Raw genomic sequence first — 21343 nt, 5'->3', positions numbered from 1 at the left:
TTTTTGTTATTTTATTGTTAATTTGGTAGAATAAATGATATATCAACTGGAGGATTTTTTATGACGGAGAATGAGCAACTCACTAGTTGGCAGAATCAGCTTGTAAAAATTATTAATGATTTAAATACACCACACACACTTGGTGGCATCACCAATGAGGCCAATCGCAAACATGATTCTTTTTTGGCGCGACGTGCATTAGATAATTTGATCATTTTGAGTGAAGAAATCAATATTGCACGTGAACAACAAAAGGATGTCAAGTAAAAACACTTGACACAGCTTAGAAGTAGTGGCATAATTATCTAGTAAAATAAATGTGTACAAACACAAAGATAATTGGAGGACTACCACATGGCAGTTAAAATTCGTTTGAAGCGTATGGGTGCAAAAAAGCGTCCGTTCTATCGTGTCGTTATTGCTGATTCACGTTCACCTCGTGACGGCCGTTTTATTGAAACAGTTGGTACTTATAACCCAATCGCACAACCTGCTGAAATCAAGTTGGATGAAGACAAGATTTTGTCATGGTTGGGCAATGGTGCACAACCATCTGACACAGTTCGCAACTTGTTGAGCAACGCAGGTATTTTGGCTAAGTATAATGACTCAAAGTCAGGTAAGAAGCCAGCTGCAAAGTCAGCAAAAAAAGCTGCTGCTAAGCCTGCTACTGACAAGCCTACAGAAAAGAATACAGTTGCTGAAATCAAAGTATATTTGGATGCACAAGGTACTGAATACGCATCTTCTGCAAAGAAGGCTGATTTGTTAGCACTTGTTTAATTCAAAAAGTTTAAAAATGTTGCCATTAATTTGGCACATTTTTTTTTGCCAAAAATAGGTTTTGATTTGCGACAATAGCGAAAAAAACTGGTGTTTCCAATCACAATTGCAGGTTATTTCTGTTAAAATAGCAGTAAATACTAAAAGGGGATAACAACGCATGGCATTTTTACAAGTTAATTATTATTCGCAGGTTTTGGGAATGGATCGACACATGAACGTGATTTTACCTGAATTATCTGATCACAATCCGAGTTGGACAGCTGATATGCTGCAAGACATACCAGTATTGTATTTGCTACATGGCATGTCTGGCGATCAAGATATTTGGCAGCGTCGTACATCGATTGAGCGATTAGTTCGTCAAACAATTGTGGCGGTTGTGATGCCGTCAACTGATTTGGCCTGGTATACTAACACAACATACGGTCTGAATTACTTTGATGCCTTGGCAGAAGAATTACCGAACAAAGTAGCCTCATTGTTCCCACAACTGTCAACCAAGCGCGAAAAAAACTTTGTCGCTGGTTTATCGATGGGTGGCTACGGTGCTTTCAAACTTGGATTAGGCACAACTCGGTTTAGCTATGCCGCTTCATTGTCAGGTGCGTTAGTAGGTAATCCGCAATTTGGTACAATACCAGATGAGACGCCGCATGATTATTGGACCGGTATTTTTGGCGATTTGGACAAATTTGTTGGTTCGGATAATGACTTGCTTGCGCTAGCCAAAAAAAATACGCATAAACCACAATTATACGCTTGGATTGGAGAACAGGATTATTTAAAGCCGACTAACGATGACTTCATTCCAAAGTTACGTGATTTAAACTATGATATCACTTTTGAAACTGCACCTGGTAAGCATGAATGGTATTATTGGGATAAAAAAATTGAGCGTGTCTTAGAATGGTTACCAATTAATTATGTCCCTGAAGAAAGGCTAAGTTAATGGCGCTCAATATTTTAATGGGGCGTGCTGAGCATGACATGCGTGGTGAAATGTTGGCCGATATTCAAAAACAGCTCCAGCAAAATGCTAGTTTAACCATATATTATATTGTGCCTAATCACGTTAAATTTGACAGCGAAGTTGATGTGCTTCAACGTTTTTCTGTCATCAATGGTTATAGTCAGGTGCAACGTTATTCGCAGAGTCGGCTGCAGGTATATTCGTTAACACGGCTGGCTTGGGCCCTCATGAAAAATAGACCAACGAAACAACCAGAAACGGTTTCAACGGCCGGATTATTTATGATGGTCACTGATATTTTGCGAGAGAAGGCAAGCCAATTGCCAGTTTTTGCGCGTCTACAAGCTAAAAGCGGTTTTGTGACAGCGTTGGTCTCACAATTAATTGAGCTACGTGTGAGTCGCGTATCACCTCAAGATTTGCTCGACATAGTGGCTAAATCAGCTGACAATATTTTTTTGCGACAAACTTTAAATGCTAAACTTCGTGATTTGGCAATTGTCGCTGAAGCATTTGAACAACAACTAGGACAACAAAGAATTACTGCACAAGAAACGTTGTTGCATTTTGTCGAGGAATTGAATGATTTTGAGCTGACAAATACGATGTTTTATTTAGACGGCTTCAATGGCTTTACTAGTGCGGAACAAGCTGTCGTAAATGCTTTAATTGCCCGCTATCCAGTGACAATAGCGCTATTAGGTGATACTTCAAAACTGGGTAAACAGCAAGCAGGGGATGTCTTTTTCAAGCCTATGACAACTGCCCAACAGTTGATTTCATGGGCATCAAACAATCAACAATCAGTAAAGACGCGTAGTGCTAGTATTTTACGAAATCTCTCTTCTGCTAATGAGCAAGTCTTATCCGCATGGGAGAAATTAGGGGAATATCGTTCATTTCAAGCAACTGATAATAATATAACCGCACTCCAAGCATTTGCAGCTGAAACGCCGATTGTGGAAATTCAGGAGGTAGCCAGACGCATCAGGCGTGCTTTACAACAGGATCCGTCACTGCATTTAAGAGATATTTTGATTTTGGCTCGCGATTTGGGACCTTATCAACCACATATTTCGGCTGTGATGGCCGCATTTGAGCTGCCTTTTTTTCTGGACACTGATATCACAATGATGAATCATCCGTTGGTCGAACTGATTCTGACACTTTTATCGCCACAAAAATTTAATTATCAAAATGTGTTAGCAATATTAAAAACGGGTTTGTTGCGACCAACTGTCGACGGAAAATTGGTTGATAGTGATGAATTTTTCGACATTGTGGGCTATTTGGATAATTATTTATATGCTTATCGACCTTATGAGTCCACTTGGCATCAGTTTGATCGACCTTTTCAACTATTCCAAGTGACTCGTGATAATGATGAAACAGAAATTTCACAAGATCAAAAAATTAATCAACGGCTTGAGTTTTTGCGTCGCTTTGTGGTTAAATCATTTGATCAGTTAGATGATGGTTTTAAAAAAGCAACAACTTTCCGTCAAGCAGCCACTGTGTTGATTGAATGGCTACAAAAAAAACATGTTGTTGAAGCCTTGATTAAGCAACGCGATAATTTAATGGCGCAAGGGGATTTAGTGCACGCCCAACAACACGATGAAGTTTGGCAGATGTTCAGCCAGACATTAGATGATATGGTTAGTTTCAAAGGCGATGATGATTTTGTTTTGACAGACATGGTTGATATTTTGATTGCTGGCTTTTCCGGTGCTAAATTTTCAGGCATTCCAAACAGTCTAGATCAATTAACCATATCTGAAGCTGGGATTGTGCAAAGTACGAGCTATCGGGCATTATTTTTTATTGGCGGTACGCGCCAAAACTTACCGGCACAAACTAAAACAACAGCTTTAATTAATGATGCCGAGCGAACAATGGTTATGCCAGACTTACAGTCAGGTGACCAGCCACGATACCTGCAAAATACAGCGCAGCAGCAGATGGCAGAAGAAAATTTGTTATTTTATGGTAGTCTGATGTCAGCGACTGACCATATCACGTTATCTTACCCAATCTTGGATAGCAGTGGACAAATAGCAGAAATGTCGCCATTTTTCAAACGTTTGGTTGATGCCTTCAGTGTTGACGTGACAACCGTCAGCGGGCAGCCAGCTTCTAGTTCAGCCTTAATTAAACACTATATTGGAACACCTCAAACAACATTATCTGAATTAGTGAAAATTTTACCGGTTGCTAGGCAAACCTCTGCGTTTAAAGCAGTGAAATCATTGCTTGAAACAACGGTAAAATCACGACTTAATCGTGTTTTTTCTGCACCAAATTATCAAAATAAGCCGGTCCAATTGCGCCCAGAATTTGTGGCAGCACTGTTTGGTGACCAGTTAAATGTCTCGATTTCTCAATTAGAAAGTTACTACCATAATCCGTATGCCTACTTTTTGCAGTATGGGCTGCGTTTAAAAGAGCGCACAACAAACACCCTAGATGTCGCGCAAACAGGCACACTGTATCATGCTATTGTTGAAAAGGTGTTAGCGCACCTCATTCAAAATAATTTAAGTTTGCGTGACTTGACTAGCGATGATATCAAACATTTGGTTTCCGAACAAATGGCTGAATTAGTAACATTGCCAGTTTTTGAGATGCTTACCGAAGATGGTAAAATGCGTGCTACCAGTGAGTATTTGACACGTGTTAGTGACATTTTATTATTGAATTTGCAAGCAGCGGCACGTGAAAACACGAGTCGGCCATTAGCGGTCGAACAATTATTTGGTTTTCCAAAAGCTTCATTGCCAGCCTTACAGTTACCAAAAATACATGTCCGTGGTAAGTTGGATCGTTTAGATTTGCAAGACAATGCGGGTGAATTTGGGACCATTATTGACTATAAATCAAATGGCAAACTATTTAGCTGGGCACAAGCTTATGATGGTTTACAAATGCAGTTACTGACTTATTGGGATGCTGCGCAACAGAGTGCTAGTCAACTCGGTTTTGATAAAGTGGGTGGGGCGTTTTTTGCAAAAATTGTACCTGATAAGACCTCATTAACGCGTAGTATGGACATTGATGCACTATTAGCAGGTAAAATCTTACCAGAAAACTTCAAATACCGCGGACTATTCATTTCTGATTCAGCTTATGTTGATGCACTTGCTGACATTGAACCATCAGAAAAGTCGCCCCATTATCCATTGGCGCGTCTCAAAAATGGTGATTTAGGAAAATCAGGTGTTGACGCTGTATCAGCTGAAGAATTTGAAACGCTCTTAAAACGGAATCGACAAAACATTGTGACAGCGGGACAACAAATATTAGCTGGTCACTTCCCGCTTTCACCAGTTGAAGGTGGGTTGACCTATTCCCCATACCTTGATATCATGCGTTTTGATCGCGCGCTTGGCGATCGCTATCGTGAGCAAACCACGGGTGATAAGAATCGTATTTTAGAATTATTGAAAGATGAGGGTGAATAATGGCGACCACATTTACAGCTAATCAACAACGCGCTATTGATGAAACAGACCATAATATTCTGGTTGCTGCCTCAGCCGGTTCTGGTAAAACAACAGTTTTAATTGAACGTATTATTCAAAAAATTTTGGCGGGGACGAGCGTTGACAATTTTTTAATTGTGACATTTACTAACGCCGCTGCTCATGAAATGCGACAAAGACTAGAGATAGCCATTGAGAAGCGTTTGCAGACGGCAACTGGGAAACAAAAACGATTTTTACAAGAGCAATTGTTGTTGTTGCCCGCAGCTAACATTTCCACTATTGATGCGTATGCTTTACGACTCATTGAAATGTACTATCACGTGATAGGCTTAGATCCACAATTCCGTCTTTTATCTGACACAGCTGAGCGTGAGCTGATGCGTCAAGATGTTTTAATTGAAGTGTTTGCTGAATTTTATGCGGAAGAAAATGACAACCATCAAGACTTTTTAGCCTTGGTCAATAATTTTGGTAATCCCAATCATGATGATGCGTTGCAAAATATTGTCCTAAAATTAGCTGATTTTGCGGAAGCACGAGCTGATGGCACGCAATGGTTAGAAAACTTACGGAATCCATACCGCGTTAGTGGCGAGCCATTGGTTAAAACTGATTTATTCACCAAACACATCAAACCGTTTTTGAAGGCGAACATTGCTGACTTAACGGAAAAAGTGCAACAGATTCAGCTCGGTGTTGATGGTGTTGACGAATTACAAAAAACACAAGATGCCTTTGAAGAAATAGCGACGTACCTATCGTCAATTGTTCAGCAGATTGAAACGGGTTCATGGGACGCATTGCAATCTGCTATTTTAGCTGTACCAGCTGCTAAAATGAACACACAAACAAAAGCGATTAAAGAAGATCCAGATCTGTCAGCTTTGGTGGCTGCTGCGCGACAAGTACGCGCGCAAGTCATTGGATCAAAATCACAATTAAAGCCTTGGCTGGAAGACTACTTCATATTAAACGAGTCGGCATGGTTACGAGTTCAAGGGTTGGCATTTCAATTAATTGACACGTTAGTTATTGTGACGGAGTCTTTCCGGAAGTCCTTTGAGCAAGCAAAACGAGACGCAAAGTTACTCGATTTTCCAGATTTGGGGACGTTAGCCTTACAAATTTTATCTGATGACGTTACCAAACAAACCATACAAGGCCAATTCCAAGAAATTTTAGTTGATGAGTATCAAGATATTAACCAGCTCCAAGAAACTTTACTAACCAGTGTTTCCAACGGACACAATATGTACATGGTTGGCGATGTGAAGCAAAGTATTTATGGCTTTCGTCAAGCAGAACCATCATTATTTACTGCCAAGTACAAAAAATTTGCACAATCAGGAAATAATGATAGCCGAATAGATTTGGCTGACAATTTTCGTTCACAAAACAATGTTACGCGTGTGACGAATTTAATTTTCACTCAACTGATGGATGAAACATTGGGCGATATTGCTTACGTTGGGGATGCTAAATTAGTGCCCAAAGCTTCATACCCAGAGGAAGTCGCACCTGTCTTTCATCTTGATATCATAACCCAAGATAATGCTGACGAAACGAGTGAAGAAGATACATTTGAAAAACGTCAGGCACAATATGCCTTACTGGCTAACAAAATATTAGAGTTGCGCGGCACAACTATATATGACCGCAAAGCTGAGCCAGCGGGAATGCGACCGGTTGCCTATGGCGATATTGCAATTTTAACACGTTCTAAAACTGGCTATATTGATTTGGTTGCGACATTGCGACAAGCAGGTATTCCCGTCCAAGTGGATGGTGTTGGCAATTATTTTCAGGCTATGGAAATATACTTGATGTTGGATATATTACGTGTCATTGATAATCCACATCAAGATATTCCGTTAGTGGCAATCTTGCGTTCGCCCATGTTTGGATTTAATGAGAATGATTTGGCGGCCATTCGGACGGCGGATCAGAAACATGATTTTTGGACAGCATTTAATCGCTATGCCAAATCAAATGAACAAGCTGAAAACGTGATTGCAATGATTAACAAATGGCATGATATTGCGATTCAAAATGACCTCGTGACGCTTATTTGGAGCATTTATGACGAGACAGCTTGGTTGGATTATGTTGGTGGTATGGCAGGTGGTTCCCAGCGCCAAGCTAATCTACACGCTTTGTACACGTATGCGCAAAGCTACCAAAATAACACACATGCTGGGTTATTTCGATTTATTCGTTACATTGAACAATTGCAAAGTTCTGATGGCGACTTGGGTGAGGCACCACAAGAAGCTGACGCACAAGCGGTTCGTTTGATGACGATTCACGCGTCAAAAGGATTAGAATTTCCGATTGTCATGCTACCGGAAGCTGATAAAGCTTTTAATACCAAAGACCTGAATGGGGGACTATTAATTCAAAAAAATGCGGGTGTTGGTCTGGAATATTTGCAACCTGACGCATTGGTTACGATGCCGACCTTGCAGAAATTAGTTGTTAAACAAGCCTTAAAACGGCAAAGCTGGTCCGAAGAAATGCGTTTACTGTATGTTGCATTAACTCGCGCTGAGCAACAACTTTATATTGTTGGAACCGTCAAAATTAAAGGCGAAGAGGGCAACGAAGCAATTAAAGCATTATGGCAATCAGCGAAGCAAACTAGCGGTCAATTTTTGTCAGAAAACTTGCGATTACAAGCAAATTCATATTTACAATGGTTACTGATTAGTTTTGCACGAACTGAGAATCAAGTATTGAACGCGTGGTTAGGCGACGATAGTCTACCGCGTTTGATGGGAAATGAAACACCAACCAACGCAAAAACATCAATTGTAATCACACCGCAAACAGATATTGTTGCACCAAATATAGTATCAGAAAGCTTGCCTAATGAAGCTGAGCAACAAGATGATTATACGGCTGAAGACTATACTCAAGCTAAAGCACTACTATCGTACCGATATCCCAATATGTCAGCAGCAAAAACGGCAGCTTATCAATCTGTTAGTGAGATTAAGCGTTTATTTGAAGATCCCGATCGTTTGAATATGAGCACGCTGATACTTGATGAGCAGGGTAATACACAAGCTGCTAATGCCTACGTGTCAGAGACTTTGCCATTACCTACTTTTTTGAGTGATGGTCAGCAAAAACCATCAAGCAGCGCTATTGGTACAGCGACACACTTGCTGTTGCAATTGATTGATATAACGCAACCTGTTGATGCTAAAAGTGTTGATAATTTATTAACAAAATTAGTGGCTAGTGAGCAAATTTTGCCTAGCGTGGCAGCATTGATACAAGTTGATGACATTTTACGTTTTGTACACACACCATTTGCTCAAGAAATTGCAGCACATCAGCGTACATTACAACGAGAAGCTACATTTGCCATGATTGTACCAGCTAATCAAATCTATCAAGAAGTCAATGACGATGCGCCTGTACTCATACACGGTATAATTGACGGTTATTTTGTCGATGAATCAACCAAAAGCGTGACACTATTTGACTACAAAACAGATTTTGTGCAACCAGCACGTCTAGCAGAAGGCTTAGCACAACTAGAGCAGCGGTATAAAGGACAACTAAATTTATATCAAGAAGCACTACGACAAGAATATCCAGAATACAAAATAAACCCACCTAAACTGATTGCTTTGAGCGTGGGTGAGGTGGTAGATGTGGGGAATCGTAATTAACAAAACTTTATTTATCTCAAAAATATGATATTATTGAATGTGAAAAAAATATCGTAATTAATAAAAAAATACGATATTTTTTGTTTTATTTGAAATATTATGTAATAATATCATTTATAAGTGGGTGAATATCATGAGTAAGTACAATAATAGACATGGTGCATTAAGGAAAGGTAACGGCGTATTATATGCTATTATCTTTTTATTATCAGGTTTATTGATAGTATCATTTTTTATTATCACTGGCAAAACCAGTAATAATCACACTTTATCAAAATCAAGCGTGATAAAAACAGATAAAAAAGATAGTTTATCAAGTAGTGATAAATCAAGTTCAGCGGCAACATCTAGCAGTATTGAAAGTCAAAGTGAATCAGATTCAGAAACAGAAAATAATCAAGGAATGGGCGGAGCTTATGTTACTGATGATAAAGACTATCCTTACAAAATCAGAGATGAAATTTTAACGGGATCTAAAACGTTTAATTTAGTTACTGAAAATGGAAATAACAAGGCGCCGCAAAGAATTATCATAGATTTTGATAATAATAATGTTCAATTTCAATATTCAACATCAAGTGGTAATATTGGTCCAACTGGCCTAGCTAGTACAAAATTTGATATAAAAGAAATACCAACATACAACGCTAAAGTTTTTGAAAAAGATAGTGAAAATATTGAAAATAATAAAGTCAATACTGTTATTTCATTTAAAAATACGGAAAAAATGGGATTAGAAAGTGGTCAATATCTATATCTATTTATTCAATATAATGGAATTGGACAACTAAGTGCAGCATTACCAAAATTTGATAGTCAAGGTAAAGAAATTAGTGAACATAATGGAATGAACAGGTATTCGATAGATGAATGATGAAAAAATAATTAATCAGGTGTTACTCATAATTTTTCCAGGTGAATGAATTTTTTAGATTCAAATAATAATGAGTAACAAAAATCAGATTTTAATTATGGAATAATTGTATATAAAGCACAAATTGGAATAGGATTATTACGATAAACTAATGCGCGAAGTTCTAAAATTCTTTACAAAATGTAAAAAAACTGGATAGGGACTATACTGCTCAGTGAAGTTAAAGGACCAATTGAAAATAATCAACCATGGGGTAGCTAGTAATTTTTAAACTGATTATTATAAGAAAATGAGCAAATTCAACTAGATACAACCGTTCCGTAAATGAAACAAGTGGTAGACTATATTAAAAATTCCGGTACAACAGATGGTGCAGCACTGTCATCTGCTGTTGATAATTAGTATGTACGGCTGTTTTGAATAATGTCAGTCGTTGTTTTTCGTCACTTCAAAAATTAGAAATTGATATTATAATAACTTCCAGAGTATATATCCAACGAGATATAATCGTTTCAGATTATATGTTCCAATAATTTTACCTTGTTTCACACACCATTAAAAACCCGCAATCATTTCAAATAGCAATCAAGTTTCAGTGGCAAAAATCACCCCAAAAAATTTTTTATTTGAATCCTAAAAAAGGGATTGAAATGAGATATCTATTACAGAAATTTAATGATATTATAAATGGTAACTAAACAGCAGTTTAGCAATTAATACTATCGCAGAATGGAGAACTATTATGCCTGCATTCATAGTTGCTATATTTTTAACAATTGTTATTGTCATTCTAATTCCAGATATACTTATTATTGAAGTTGCTGGTGGTTTTTTGTTGGTCTTAGGCATTGTTTATCTGCTATGGAAAGTCTTCGGTACTGATTTTAATGAAACAGAATCTGGTATATGCCATTCACGAATACGTAAATTATTAAGCCAACTCACATCGCTTAAAGTTGAAAAAAATAAGTAAAACTATTTTGGCAAACAAGGTTAACTTTTAATGCAAGATAATTGTTGAATCATTATCATCATGATAAACTAAACGTATGATTAAGTATGAGACAATTGATTTTTTGGGCGGTCATTTAACCGCTTTTGAGCGTGATGGACATTTAGTTTTTATCAGTTTGGCCAACGATGGGGTAGCTGAGTTTCTGTCTGAATATCAAGGATATGAGTTAGAACCAGATACACTGCCGGTTGCGCAATTGTTCCATCAATACGAAAATGGTTTGTCAGTTGACTGGACGCGTGTGCCAATTGATTTTCTTTCGGGTACTGAATTTCAAAAATCAGTCTGGCGAACGCTTAATCAGTTCAAAGGCACATTGACTTATAGTCAATTAGCAGAAAAAGTGGGTCGTCCTAAGGCGATTCGCGCTGTCGCAAGCGCTGTTGGTAAAAATCCATTGCCAATTATTAATGCTTGTCACCGTATTTTGCCTAAAAGTGGTGGCGTTGGTAAATTTCGATATGGTACTTTAGTCAAAACGCAACTATTAACCCTAGAAGGCATTAAAATTGATTAACTTGGAGTATAGGTTGTTACTTAAAAACCTGATACAATAGAGTCATGACTAATACAGATAATTTTTTTAAAGTGGGCACAATTGTTAACACGCATGGTATCCGTGGCGAAGTCAAAATTATGGCTATCACCGATTTTGCAGAAGAACGTTTCCAAAAAGGAGCGTCTCTTTTTATTGATACCAAACAAGGTCGCGTACCGGTAACAGTTAAATCCTCACGTTTACACAAAAATGCTTGGTTGGTACTCTTCGACGGTGTCAGCAATATTAACGAGATTGAAAAATACAAAGGCGATGATGTTTACGTAGAAGGCAATTCACGTCCAGAACTCGGCGATGATGAATATTATTATGATGAAATCATTGATAGTGAGGTTGTTGACTTATCAGGCAATCATATCGGTATTGTTAAAGAGATTATGACCACTGGTGCTAATGATGTTTGGATTGTTAAACGTGAAGGTCAATCTGATGCACTCATTCCGCTGATTGATGATGTTGTAAAGGAAATAAACGTCAACGACAAATTGATTACCATTGATGTTTTAGAAGGGTTGTTAGATTAATGCGAATTGATGTTTTAAGCCTTTTTCCAGATATGTTTGCGCCGATGCGACAATCAATTATTGGAAAAGCGATTGACAAACAGGCACTTGATTTTAATGTGACTGATTTTCGTGATTTTACGGACAACAAGCATAATAATGTTGATGACTATCCATTCGGCGGTGGTGCGGGCATGTTATTGATGCCACAACCAATTTTTGATGCGATGGCCGATGTTGAAAAAAAGGCCGGTGATGAGGGACATGTCATTTTATTGGACCCTGCCGGACGACAGTTTAATCATTCTGTTGCACAAGAACTGGCGCAATATGACCATTTGACATTTATTGCGGGCCATTATGAGGGTTATGATGATCGTATTCGCGAGTTAGTAGATGATGAAATCTCACTTGGGGATTATGTTTTAACTGGTGGTGAACTGGGCGCGATGGTTATTATTGATGCCACAGTGCGCTTCTTACCGGAAATTCTTGGCAACGCTTCAAGTGCTGATGACGATTCATTTCAGAATGGCCTGCTTGAATTTCCGCAATACACTAGACCAGCAGACTTTAGAGGACGACAAGTACCAGAAGTTTTGACTAATGGCAATCATGCTAAAATTGCAGAGTGGCGTTTGAAAGAATCATTGCGACGGACCTACTTGCGACGACCGGATTTGCTCGAAAATCGTCAATTAACCGCACAAGAACGTGATTTACTCGATGACATTAAAACTGAAGAAATGACGGAAGGCTAAGAAAAATCTTAGCTTTTTATTTTACTTATAGATGAGAAAATATGGTACGGTACTAATAAGTAAAGTGGAGGAAGTGTATCACAATCGTTTCCGATTGGATGATATGCGACAATAAATCATGAAAATTGCAATTGCGGGTTTTGGCGCATTAGGTGCGCGAGTTGGTGTAATGTTGCAACGTGCTGGTCACGATGTAATTGGTATTGATGGTTGGGCAGCGCACATTGCGGCAATCAATACCAAGGGATTGACTGTGACAGAGGATGACGGGTCATCTAAAAAATATTTTATTCCAGTCATGACACCCAAAGAAGTTACTGGTGAATTTGATTTGGTGATTTTATTGACGAAAACACCACAATTGGATCGTATGTTAACTGATATTCAACCGCTTATCACAAAACAAACGCAGTTATTAGTCTTGTCAAATGGACTGGGTAATGTTGAAGTAATGGCAAAGCATGTGTCATCACAACAAATTATCGCTGGGGTAACTCTGTGGACATCTGATTTGGTCCAACCTGGTGAAATTCATGTGACAGGCACAGGCTCAATTAAATTACAAGCGATTGATCACGCAGATATTACCGCTGTTGTCACTGCTTTGAATGAAGCAGGGCTTAATGCTGAAGTATCCGATAATGTTGTAGAAGCTATTTGGCACAAAGCGGGCATTAATTCTGTCCTCAACCCATTGACAGTCTTACTTGATGCCAACATTGCGGAGTTCGGCACAGCAGGGAATGGCATGGATCTTGCATTGAACATTTTAGATGAGATTAAGCAAGTTGGCGACGCGGCTGGCGTTAATGTTGATGTAAATAGTATTTTAAGCGACTTGTCGAATTTGCTAAAACCAGAAAACGCAGGTAATCACTACCCATCAATGTACCAAGATATTCAAGCTGGTAAGCGAACTGAAATCGATTTTTTGAATGGTTATTTTGCTAAATTGGGACGTGAAAATCATATCGCCACACCTTTTAATGCACTTGTAACACGATTGATTCATGCAAAAGAAGATATTGAACGTGTTAAATTGGCCAAGCAACAAGAAACCTTTGAAATTTGATGAGAATTAAAGTAAAATTAGAATCAAATCATTTTACTTTTAATTTGTAAGGAGAAAATAATGGCAATTGAAACAGCAGTATTTGCAGGCGGTTGCTTTTGGTGCATGGTGCAACCTTTTGATTCGTTACCGGGAATTGAAAAGGTACGTTCTGGCTACACAGGCGGACACACGGTTAATCCAACTTATGAGGAAGTATCATCACACACCACTGGTCATACAGAAGCAGTTAAAATTTGGTTTGATCCCGAAAAAATAACTTATGCAGAATTAGTTGAAATCTATTGGGAACAAACAGATCCAACTGACGCAATGGGGCAATTTCAAGATCGTGGTGATAACTATCGACCTGTTATCTTTGTTGCTGACGAAAAACAGCGTCAAATTGCCGAAAAATCTAAAGTTAATTTAGCTGCGTCTGGTCGATTTACCGATCCAATTGTCACAACGATTGAAAATGTTAAACCATTTTATGAAGCTGAAGAGTATCACCAAGAATTTTACAAGAAAGATCCTACTCGAGAAGCGCTTGAGATGGAGCAACGATTAGCTTTCAAACTAGCCAATTGGCAACAAGAGTAACAGATTTTTAGGATACTGAAAATCGCTGAAAATGAGCGGAGACGCTTTTTTTTTGTTATAATTGATTTCGTTATGAACGTTAAAAGGAAAGCACGCCGTAGGTAAAAAAACATGCAACTTGAATTTCTTGGGACTGGATCTGGCCAGCCATCTAAATTTAGAAATGTGACTAGTATTGCTTTACGGCTACTGGATGAACGAAACGCTGTTTGGCTATTTGATGTTGGGGAAGCCACACAGCACCAAATTTTAAAAACAACAATTCGACCACGTAAAGTCGAAAAAATTTTCATATCTCATCTACACGGTGATCATATTTTTGGGCTACCTGGTTTTTTGAGCTCACGCTCGTTTCAAGGTGCTGATAAAAATGAACCGTTAACGATCTATGGTCCTAAAGGCATTAAAGATTTTGTACAGACTGCTTTGCGTGTTTCTGAAACTCGTCTGTCTTATCCTATTAATTATGTAGCTTTGCAGGAAGGGGTTATTTTTGATGATCCAACCTTCCAAGTGATTGCCGCACCGATGCGTCACCGCATTGAAACTTGGGGATTCCGCGTTGTTGAAAAAGATCATCCAGGGGAACTCTTGGTTGACAAGTTACGTGCTGAAAATATACCATCTGGACCTTTATATGGTCGGTTAAAGGCAGGTAAAACAGTGACATTGCCTGACGGTCGTACGATAAACGGACTGGATTACATCGGGGAAACACAAAAAGGACGTGTTGTGACATTGATACTAGACACGCGGCCCAATGATAATATCGCTTTATTGGCGCATCATGCGGATGTATTAGTGCATGAAAGTACTTATGGTGCAAGTGATGAAGAATCAAAGATGGCGAGGGCACACGCCCATTCAACTAGCATTAATGCGGCCAATGTAGCCAGAAAAGCCCAAGTTGGCAAGCTAGTGTTGACACATTTGTCAGCACGTTATGTTGGTCCGTTGGTCAAAAATCTCATTCAAGACGTGCGAAAAGTATTTCCAAACACATACGTTGCGCGAGATTTGGATGTAATCGAAATTCCATTTAAGAAAGAAATTCATGAGTCAAAGTAACTGGCATATGTTGCCAAAACCAAATGATAAAGTTGTTAAACAACTGGTGTCACAATTAAATATTAGCCAACTTTCCGCAATGATTGTTGCCCAAAAAGGCTATGATTCGCCTGAGGCTGCTTTTCAGTATTTAAAACCTAGTATGTCTACGCTCCACGATCCGATGGCGCTCCATGATATGGCGGCCACTATTGAGCGTTTGCAAGAAGCAGCGTTTGGCGGTGAAAAAATTGTTGTGTATGGCGATTATGATATGGACGGTGTCACCAGTACAGCCATTATGGTTGAGGCATTAGAAGTTTTGGGCGCTGATGTGACTGCCTATATTCCAAATCGTTTTTCTGATGGATATGGGCCTAATGTTGCGGCCTATCAAAAATTAATTGCAGATGGTGCACAACTAATCGTGACAGTTGATAATGGCGTTAGTGGTAATGAAGCGGTTGAATATGCAATGGCGCAAGGTATTGATGTGATTATTACCGACCATCATGAATTACCTGCAACACTACCAAAAGCTTTTGCAATTGTACATCCAAGACATCCGGAAGGAAACTATCCATTTGGTGACTTGTCAGGAGCAGGTGTGGCTTTTAAAGTGGCGCAGGCTTTACTCAGCGATGGCCAAACTGCCACTGATATTTCTGAGTTACCCACAGAGCTCTTGGATTTAGTGGCATTAGGCGAATTAGCAGATATGGTGTCGCTAACCGACGAAAATCGTGTTCTTGTGGCACTTGGTTTACAACAAATCAATCAAGCGCCGCGTCCAGGCTTGAGTGCCATTTTAAAGAACGCTGGTCAAAAAGATAATGAACCAGTCATTTCAGAAACAGTCGGCTTCAAAATTGCACCACGCATTAATGCGGTAGGACGATTGGGGGATGCTGATTTATCACTAAAACTGTTGATGTCTCAAGATCCAGAAGAAGCTGCCACCTTAGCTTCTGAGGTTGAAGCATTGAATGCTCAGCGCCAAGAAATTGTTGAGGAAGTTTTGGGTGCAGCAAAACAAGTTGCTTTGTCAGAAAAATATCAGCAAGATAAAGTAGTTATTGTAGCTGGGGATAGTTGGCATCAGGGTATTTTAGGAATTGTTGCTAGTCGATTAGTTGATATACTTCACAAACCTGTGATTGTTTTGAGTTTAGTTGACGGTATCTATAAAGGGTCGGGTCGAACGTTTGGTGATTTTGATTTGTATCAGTTGATGAATGATTATCGTCATTTATATGCAACGTTTGGTGGTCACAAAAGCGCTTTGGGTTTGGCAATAACCCCAGATAACCTCAAAAAGCTAATTGAACAAATACGTTCACAAAATGATCAGATTATTGTGAAACCCGAGCCAATAGATGTCAATTTGGTTTTGCCACCTGAAGCGATGACTACTGAAATTTATCATGATTTGCAAATGATGGAACCATTTGGAACAGATAATCCGCAGCCTGTCTTTGCTTTAAAGTCACCGAGTGTCGTCAGTGCTGTAACAATGGGCAATGCTAAACAGCATATCAAGTTAAAATTGCAAAATAATGTTGAGGTGCTCGGCTTTAATCATCCCGACTGGTTGCCAGTAGTTGCACAGCCTAATGGGCATGCCATGGTTGGTACGTTAGGTTTGAATTATTTTCGAGGCAAAAAAACATTACAATTATTATTACTTGATGTTGATTTACCGGTTCAAAAAGATGATAATGAAGAGCATAAAAGGTTTTTTGCGACTTTATATAAATTTATATATCACAATCAAACCTTGAATTTTGCGGAAAATTTGGATAAAATTGCCAAGCAATTCAATATTAGCAAAAAGGACCTTAATATTATGGTGCAAGTGTTTATCGAGTTAGATTTTGTGACAGTACATGACGGTTTTGTCAAAATCAACCCAAATGCCGCACAAAAATCATTAACAACTTCCACAACCTACCAAAAATATTTAGCTGGTCGATAATTTAGAAAGTATGAGCTTTGGCTCAGAGAAAAAGAATGACAGTAGATTTACATGATTACGTTGCAACAGTAGAAAACTTTCCTGAACCGGGTGTCAATTTTCGTGATATTTCACCATTGATGGGAGATGGCGTTGCTTACAAACAGGCGGTTGACGCGATAGCAGATTTTGCCAAGCAATTGAATGTTGCTTTAATTGCAGGACCTGAATCACGTGGCTTTATTGTCGGGTCACCATTAGCCTACACTTTGGGCATTGGTTTTGTCCCAGCACGTAAAGGTGGCAAACTTCCGCGTAAAGCCGTCAGTGCATCCTATACACTTGAGTATGGTGGCGTTAACGAACTTGAAATTCATGAGGATGCCATCAAACCAGGTCAGCGTGTCCTAATTGTTGATGACTTACTAGCTACTGGCGGCACAATTAATGCGACACGAGAAATCATTGAAAAACTAGGTGGTATAGTTGCCGGCGTTGCTTTCATTATTGAGTTGGAAGATTTACATGGTCGTGAAAAGATCATGGAAGCCGGCGAAGTACCATTTTTAGCGTTGATGGAGTATTAAAAGTGTCAAAAATTGGATAGTGGCAGAGCTTGACACCTTCTCATTTATCCTTTAATCTTAATGCTATGGAAAAAAAACAAATCACGAATTGGTTTATTCGCTTTATTAAAGGTGTTTTTATTGCCTTAGGTTTTATTTTGCCAGGCGTTTCTGGTGGTGTTTTGGCTGCTATATTAGGACTTTACGAGCGCATGCTCAGTTTTATGGCTCATATTCGTCAAAATTTCAAACGAGATTTTGCGTTTTTTTTGCCGGTCGGTTTGGGCGGAATTGCTGGTATTATTTTACTCAGCCGACCGCTTGAGTTTTTGTTGGTCTCCTATAAAGCAATAGTGCTTTGGGGATTTGCTGGTGCAATTGTTGGGACATTGCCTGCGCTATTCAAAGAAAGTGCAAAAAAAGGGCGCAGCTATCGTGATTGGATCATGTTTGGTGTAACAGCAGTTGTGGGCGGGTTATTTTTGTATAATATGACTGCCATTTTTGGACAAATGCCAATTAATTTCTTTTCTTGGTTGTTGGCAGGGGCACTCATTGCACTAGGTGTGATAGTACCTGGTTTAAGTCCATCGAATTTTTTGTTATATCTTGGCCTGTTTGATCCAATGTTAGCTGGCTTCAAACGCGCGGACATGGGTGTTTTCATACCAATTGCTGTAGGAGCGATGGTGACTTTAATTTCCTTTTCTAAAGTCATGAGTTACTTGTTGCAGCACTTTTATTCTCTTGTTTATCACTTTATTTTGGCGATTGTTGTTGTTTCAACATTCTTGATTGTCATACCGCCAGTTGCCGATTATAGTGGTTTCAACATGACCAGTGTCTTAATTAGTGCGATCCTGTTTGTTTTGGGTATCGTAGTAGGGTACTGGATGAGTGGCTTAGAAAAAAAATACAAATAAAAAACGATTACGTATAATTCTTACGTAATCGTTTTTTATTTGACTAACCAAACAGCGTCTTTAATCGTATCAAAGGGTTGATGGTTCTGATTGAGAATTTCTGGTTGCGACAAAATCGCATTTTGCCAAAATTCAGGAGAATTTGTAACGCCATTTTGTTCACCGATGACAATAAAATCCCCTGTAAATCCTTGGTTACGCAAGGTGTTTAAAATTTGCCAATCAATGTTTTGAGTGTCAGGGGCCCAACTTAAAATTAAAACATCAAAGGATCTCCGCTTGACACTTTCTAGTGCATCTTCTTGTTCAACATGAGTCCATGGTTTAGGCGTCAAAATATCTTGACCACGCCAATCAAAATTGTCTGTGCTGGTTACTTCATCTTGTAGTTGTCGGAGTCCAGCAGAAATCAAAGCATTGCCAGCCATAATTTCTAATACTGAACGACCATTGATAAAATGATGTAAATCAACTAACCATCGCTGATTAGGAATATGCCAAATACCAAATGTTTGAATGATTTCTTGTCGAAACATAGCTAAATCATCATCAAGCGGCATTAACGCAAAATTGCTAAAAATTTCTTTTTCTGAAAAGGATAGTAGGGGTAAGTTATTTTTTGGTAATTGTTGGAGCTTCAAGCTGACAATGGCTTTTTTAGCTGACTGAATTTTAAAAAGAACATCAGATGCTGTTGCAAACTTTTCTTCCCATTGATTGAGTTGTTCAAGATAGGGTATCATCATCTTCAGTCACGTCGCGTCGATTTTTAAAGCTTGCACCGTGTTTGTCAATGTGAACATTATAATGTTTGCCATGATGTTCAAAGTCAAAATCATTGTTTTTAATATCACGTCTAAAACGCCACATTGTCAGCATAGCGATGATACCACCAATAGCTGCAACAATTAGGGCAAATAACAACGCGATACCAATAATACTTAAAACAACTGGCACAGCAACACCAATAACAACAAGTAAAATAGGGATGAGAATGAGTAGCATAACAATGATGGTGACAATAGCACCAATGAATTGAAATAATTTTTTCATAGATAAACCCTCCAATCATTCAATTATACTACACTTTTATTAGAATTTAGAAAAAGTATTGACATGTAAATATTAGTAGTGTATATTAATATTCATAAAGTAATAGCGCATTCGTCGCTCAAATTTAAGGAGTCGTATCATGACAAAGCACATGACCATCAAATTCAATAACGCCCTCCTCCTCAACCTCCAACTCATTTGAGTCTAGTAGGTTGTTATTTGAGCAACAGCAGCTACTAGACTATCGTCATTGATAAGTTTGGTAGCTGGTTAGGTAGGAATGTCCTAACGAGCAATCGTTGGGGCATTTTTATTTTTCTCAACGATTGTGGGCTCACATTGGAGAACACACATTTAAGGAGAAAGAATTATGGCACAAAATGCAATTACAGCAGAACAGGTAAAATCAGCAAGTAACAAAAAGTCAGCCGCTGTCGACAAAGAATCAATTCGCGATACAGTCTACAAAGTCAGTGCTGCTGTCTCTAATGCAATATTGGTGACTTTGGGTATGGGCCTATTGTTGCAAACAATTGCAGGATTTATTCATTGGGCACCAATGGTACAAATGGGCGCTATCACCAAAGTAATGTTGCCAGCTGCTTTTGGCGCAGCGATTGCTTCACAAATGAAGACCAACACAATGGTTATGTTTAGTGCTATGGCCGCATCAGCGGTTGGTGCTAACGCTGTATTTTTCACTGATAAAGCTGTCCAAGGTGTTACCGCAACTGGTTATGCCGGTGCACAAGCTGCTGGATCGGCAATTATTACAACTGGTCAACCAATTTCAGCCGTATTGGCTGGTTTGATAGCTGTATTGTTTGGTAAATGGTTGAGCGGTAAAACACCATTGGATATGGTGATCGTCCCTGCTGCAACAACAATTGTTGGAACAGTTGCCGGTTATTATTTGGCCGCTGTAACAACACCAATTTTGGTTGCTATTGGTGCTTTCATTGCCTCAAGTGTGGCAGTTAACCCAATTATTGGAACAGCTGTTGTTGCGATGGTATTCGGTGCTTTGACCATGACACCAGCTTCAGCGGCAGCATTAGCAGTCGCTATTGGTGCTACGGGTGTAACATCACCTGAAGCAGCCGGTGCTATCTTGATTGGTACAACCGCAGTATTCGTTGGTTTCCCTGCAATGTCATTCCATGAAAACAAGATTGGGGCAACCATTGCACAAGGTATTGTAACCCCAAAAATTCAATTTCCTAATTTGACAGAAAACCCAGCTTTGATTATCCCACCAATGATTGGCGCCGCCATTGCTGCCCCAATTGCAACAATGGTCTTCCATGTGACGGCACCATTCGCGATGGCAGGTATCGGATTTAACTCATTCATTGTGCCATTGGCATTGGCAGGATCTAACCCAGTTGCATTTGCTGCTTATATGGGCGTCGGCGTTGCCGTACCAATCGTTGTTTCATTTATCGGTTATCGCATTATGCGCAAAATTGGTTGGGCTAAGCCACAACAATTGCATTTGGAAATGATCTAATTT

Annotated in this window: 19 protein-coding genes; 17 read left to right on the top strand and 2 right to left on the bottom strand. The window is 39.0% G+C overall.

Translation table 11 applies throughout. The features are described from left to right. The first annotated feature begins 60 nt into the window (after positions 1 to 60). The 16 genes from IEU65_RS04380 to IEU65_RS04305 all read left to right on the top strand — a co-directional run bounded on the left by IEU65_RS04380 (position 61) and on the right by IEU65_RS04305 (position 18777). Positions 61 to 267 carry a hypothetical protein gene (locus IEU65_RS04380; protein ID WP_010291897.1) on the top strand — a complete coding sequence of 69 codons (207 nt, stop codon included), beginning with the start codon at positions 61 to 63 and terminating at the stop codon, positions 265 to 267. An 87-nt stretch (positions 268 to 354) separates the two neighbouring features. After that, positions 355 to 783, top strand: coding sequence for a 30S ribosomal protein S16 (gene rpsP, locus IEU65_RS04375; RefSeq protein ID WP_010291896.1), 429 nt, complete (start codon positions 355 to 357; stop codon positions 781 to 783). A 160-nt stretch (positions 784 to 943) separates the two neighbouring features. Next, a complete protein-coding gene (locus IEU65_RS04370; RefSeq protein WP_010291895.1) occupies positions 944 to 1735 on the top strand; it encodes an alpha/beta hydrolase in 792 nt (263 codons plus the stop codon). After that, entirely contained in the window at positions 1735 to 5217 is a 3483-nt protein-coding gene (locus tag IEU65_RS04365; protein WP_147651885.1) for a PD-(D/E)XK nuclease family protein, read from the top strand. Before IEU65_RS04370 ends, IEU65_RS04365 begins: the two co-directional genes overlap by 1 nt. Next, on the top strand, positions 5217 to 8921 hold the full coding sequence (gene addA / locus IEU65_RS04360; RefSeq protein ID WP_010291893.1) for a helicase-exonuclease AddAB subunit AddA: 3705 nt from the start codon (positions 5217 to 5219) through the stop codon (positions 8919 to 8921). The genes IEU65_RS04365 and addA overlap by 1 nt, the downstream gene beginning before the upstream one ends. A gap of 133 nt (positions 8922 to 9054) precedes the next feature. Beyond that, positions 9055 to 9795 carry a hypothetical protein gene (locus IEU65_RS04355; protein WP_010291892.1) on the top strand — a complete coding sequence of 247 codons (741 nt, stop codon included), beginning with the start codon at positions 9055 to 9057 and terminating at the stop codon, positions 9793 to 9795. Between the two features lie 742 nt (positions 9796 to 10537). Continuing rightward, positions 10538 to 10768 carry a hypothetical protein gene (locus IEU65_RS04350; protein WP_010291891.1) on the top strand — a complete coding sequence of 77 codons (231 nt, stop codon included), beginning with the start codon at positions 10538 to 10540 and terminating at the stop codon, positions 10766 to 10768. 76 nt (positions 10769 to 10844) lie between these two features. Continuing rightward, the gene (locus IEU65_RS04345) at positions 10845 to 11327 is read left to right on the top strand and encodes a methylated-DNA--[protein]-cysteine S-methyltransferase (RefSeq protein WP_010291888.1); all 483 of its coding nucleotides are present in this window, start codon (positions 10845 to 10847) and stop codon (positions 11325 to 11327) included. Positions 11328 to 11371: 44 nt separating this feature from the next. Continuing rightward, positions 11372 to 11893: a ribosome maturation factor RimM gene (gene rimM, locus IEU65_RS04340; RefSeq protein ID WP_010291878.1), complete on the top strand. Its 522-nt coding sequence runs from the start codon at positions 11372 to 11374 to the stop codon at positions 11891 to 11893. After that, positions 11893 to 12633 (top strand): tRNA (guanosine(37)-N1)-methyltransferase TrmD, encoded by a 741-nt coding sequence (trmD, locus tag IEU65_RS04335; RefSeq protein WP_010291875.1) that lies wholly within the window; start codon positions 11893 to 11895, stop codon positions 12631 to 12633. The genes rimM and trmD overlap by 1 nt, the downstream gene beginning before the upstream one ends. 118 nt (positions 12634 to 12751) lie before the next feature. After that, complete coding sequence (locus IEU65_RS04330) at positions 12752 to 13705, top strand: ketopantoate reductase family protein (protein WP_010291869.1); 954 nt, start codon at positions 12752 to 12754, stop codon at positions 13703 to 13705. Between the two features lie 60 nt (positions 13706 to 13765). After that, positions 13766 to 14287, top strand: coding sequence for a peptide-methionine (S)-S-oxide reductase MsrA (gene msrA / locus IEU65_RS04325; RefSeq protein WP_010291863.1), 522 nt, complete (start codon positions 13766 to 13768; stop codon positions 14285 to 14287). Between the two features lie 111 nt (positions 14288 to 14398). Then, a complete protein-coding gene (rnz, locus tag IEU65_RS04320; protein ID WP_010291857.1) occupies positions 14399 to 15355 on the top strand; it encodes a ribonuclease Z in 957 nt (318 codons plus the stop codon). After that, positions 15342 to 17309 carry a single-stranded-DNA-specific exonuclease RecJ gene (recJ, locus tag IEU65_RS04315; protein ID WP_010291856.1) on the top strand — a complete coding sequence of 656 codons (1968 nt, stop codon included), beginning with the start codon at positions 15342 to 15344 and terminating at the stop codon, positions 17307 to 17309. The genes rnz and recJ overlap by 14 nt, the downstream gene beginning before the upstream one ends. 35 nt (positions 17310 to 17344) lie before the next feature. Next, the gene (locus IEU65_RS04310; RefSeq protein ID WP_010291854.1) at positions 17345 to 17875 is read left to right on the top strand and encodes an adenine phosphoribosyltransferase; all 531 of its coding nucleotides are present in this window, start codon (positions 17345 to 17347) and stop codon (positions 17873 to 17875) included. A gap of 65 nt (positions 17876 to 17940) precedes the next feature. Then, on the top strand, positions 17941 to 18777 hold the full coding sequence (locus IEU65_RS04305) for a DUF368 domain-containing protein (RefSeq protein ID WP_147651879.1): 837 nt from the start codon (positions 17941 to 17943) through the stop codon (positions 18775 to 18777). A 35-nt stretch (positions 18778 to 18812) separates the two neighbouring features. Here IEU65_RS04305 and IEU65_RS04300 read toward each other — a convergent pair whose 3' ends face one another. Further along, the gene (locus IEU65_RS04300) at positions 18813 to 19520 is read right to left on the bottom strand and encodes an SAM-dependent methyltransferase (RefSeq protein ID WP_010291844.1); all 708 of its coding nucleotides are present in this window, start codon (positions 19518 to 19520) and stop codon (positions 18813 to 18815) included. Further along, a complete protein-coding gene (locus tag IEU65_RS04295) occupies positions 19504 to 19830 on the bottom strand; it encodes a hypothetical protein (protein WP_010291843.1) in 327 nt (108 codons plus the stop codon). Before IEU65_RS04295 ends, IEU65_RS04300 begins: the two co-directional genes overlap by 17 nt. A 370-nt stretch (positions 19831 to 20200) precedes the next feature. Between IEU65_RS04295 and IEU65_RS04290 the strand changes: the two genes are divergently transcribed. Further along, entirely contained in the window at positions 20201 to 21340 is a 1140-nt protein-coding gene (locus tag IEU65_RS04290; RefSeq protein ID WP_010291841.1) for a PTS sugar transporter subunit IIC, read from the top strand. Positions 21341 to 21343 lie beyond the last annotated feature (3 nt).

The organism is Leuconostoc pseudomesenteroides KCTC 3652 (genome assembly GCF_014634745.1).
GTDB lineage: Bacteria > Bacillota > Bacilli > Lactobacillales > Lactobacillaceae > Leuconostoc > Leuconostoc pseudomesenteroides.
The sequence above is the reverse complement of the archived record's forward strand: the minus strand, read 5'-3'. Positions and strand labels throughout refer to the sequence as shown.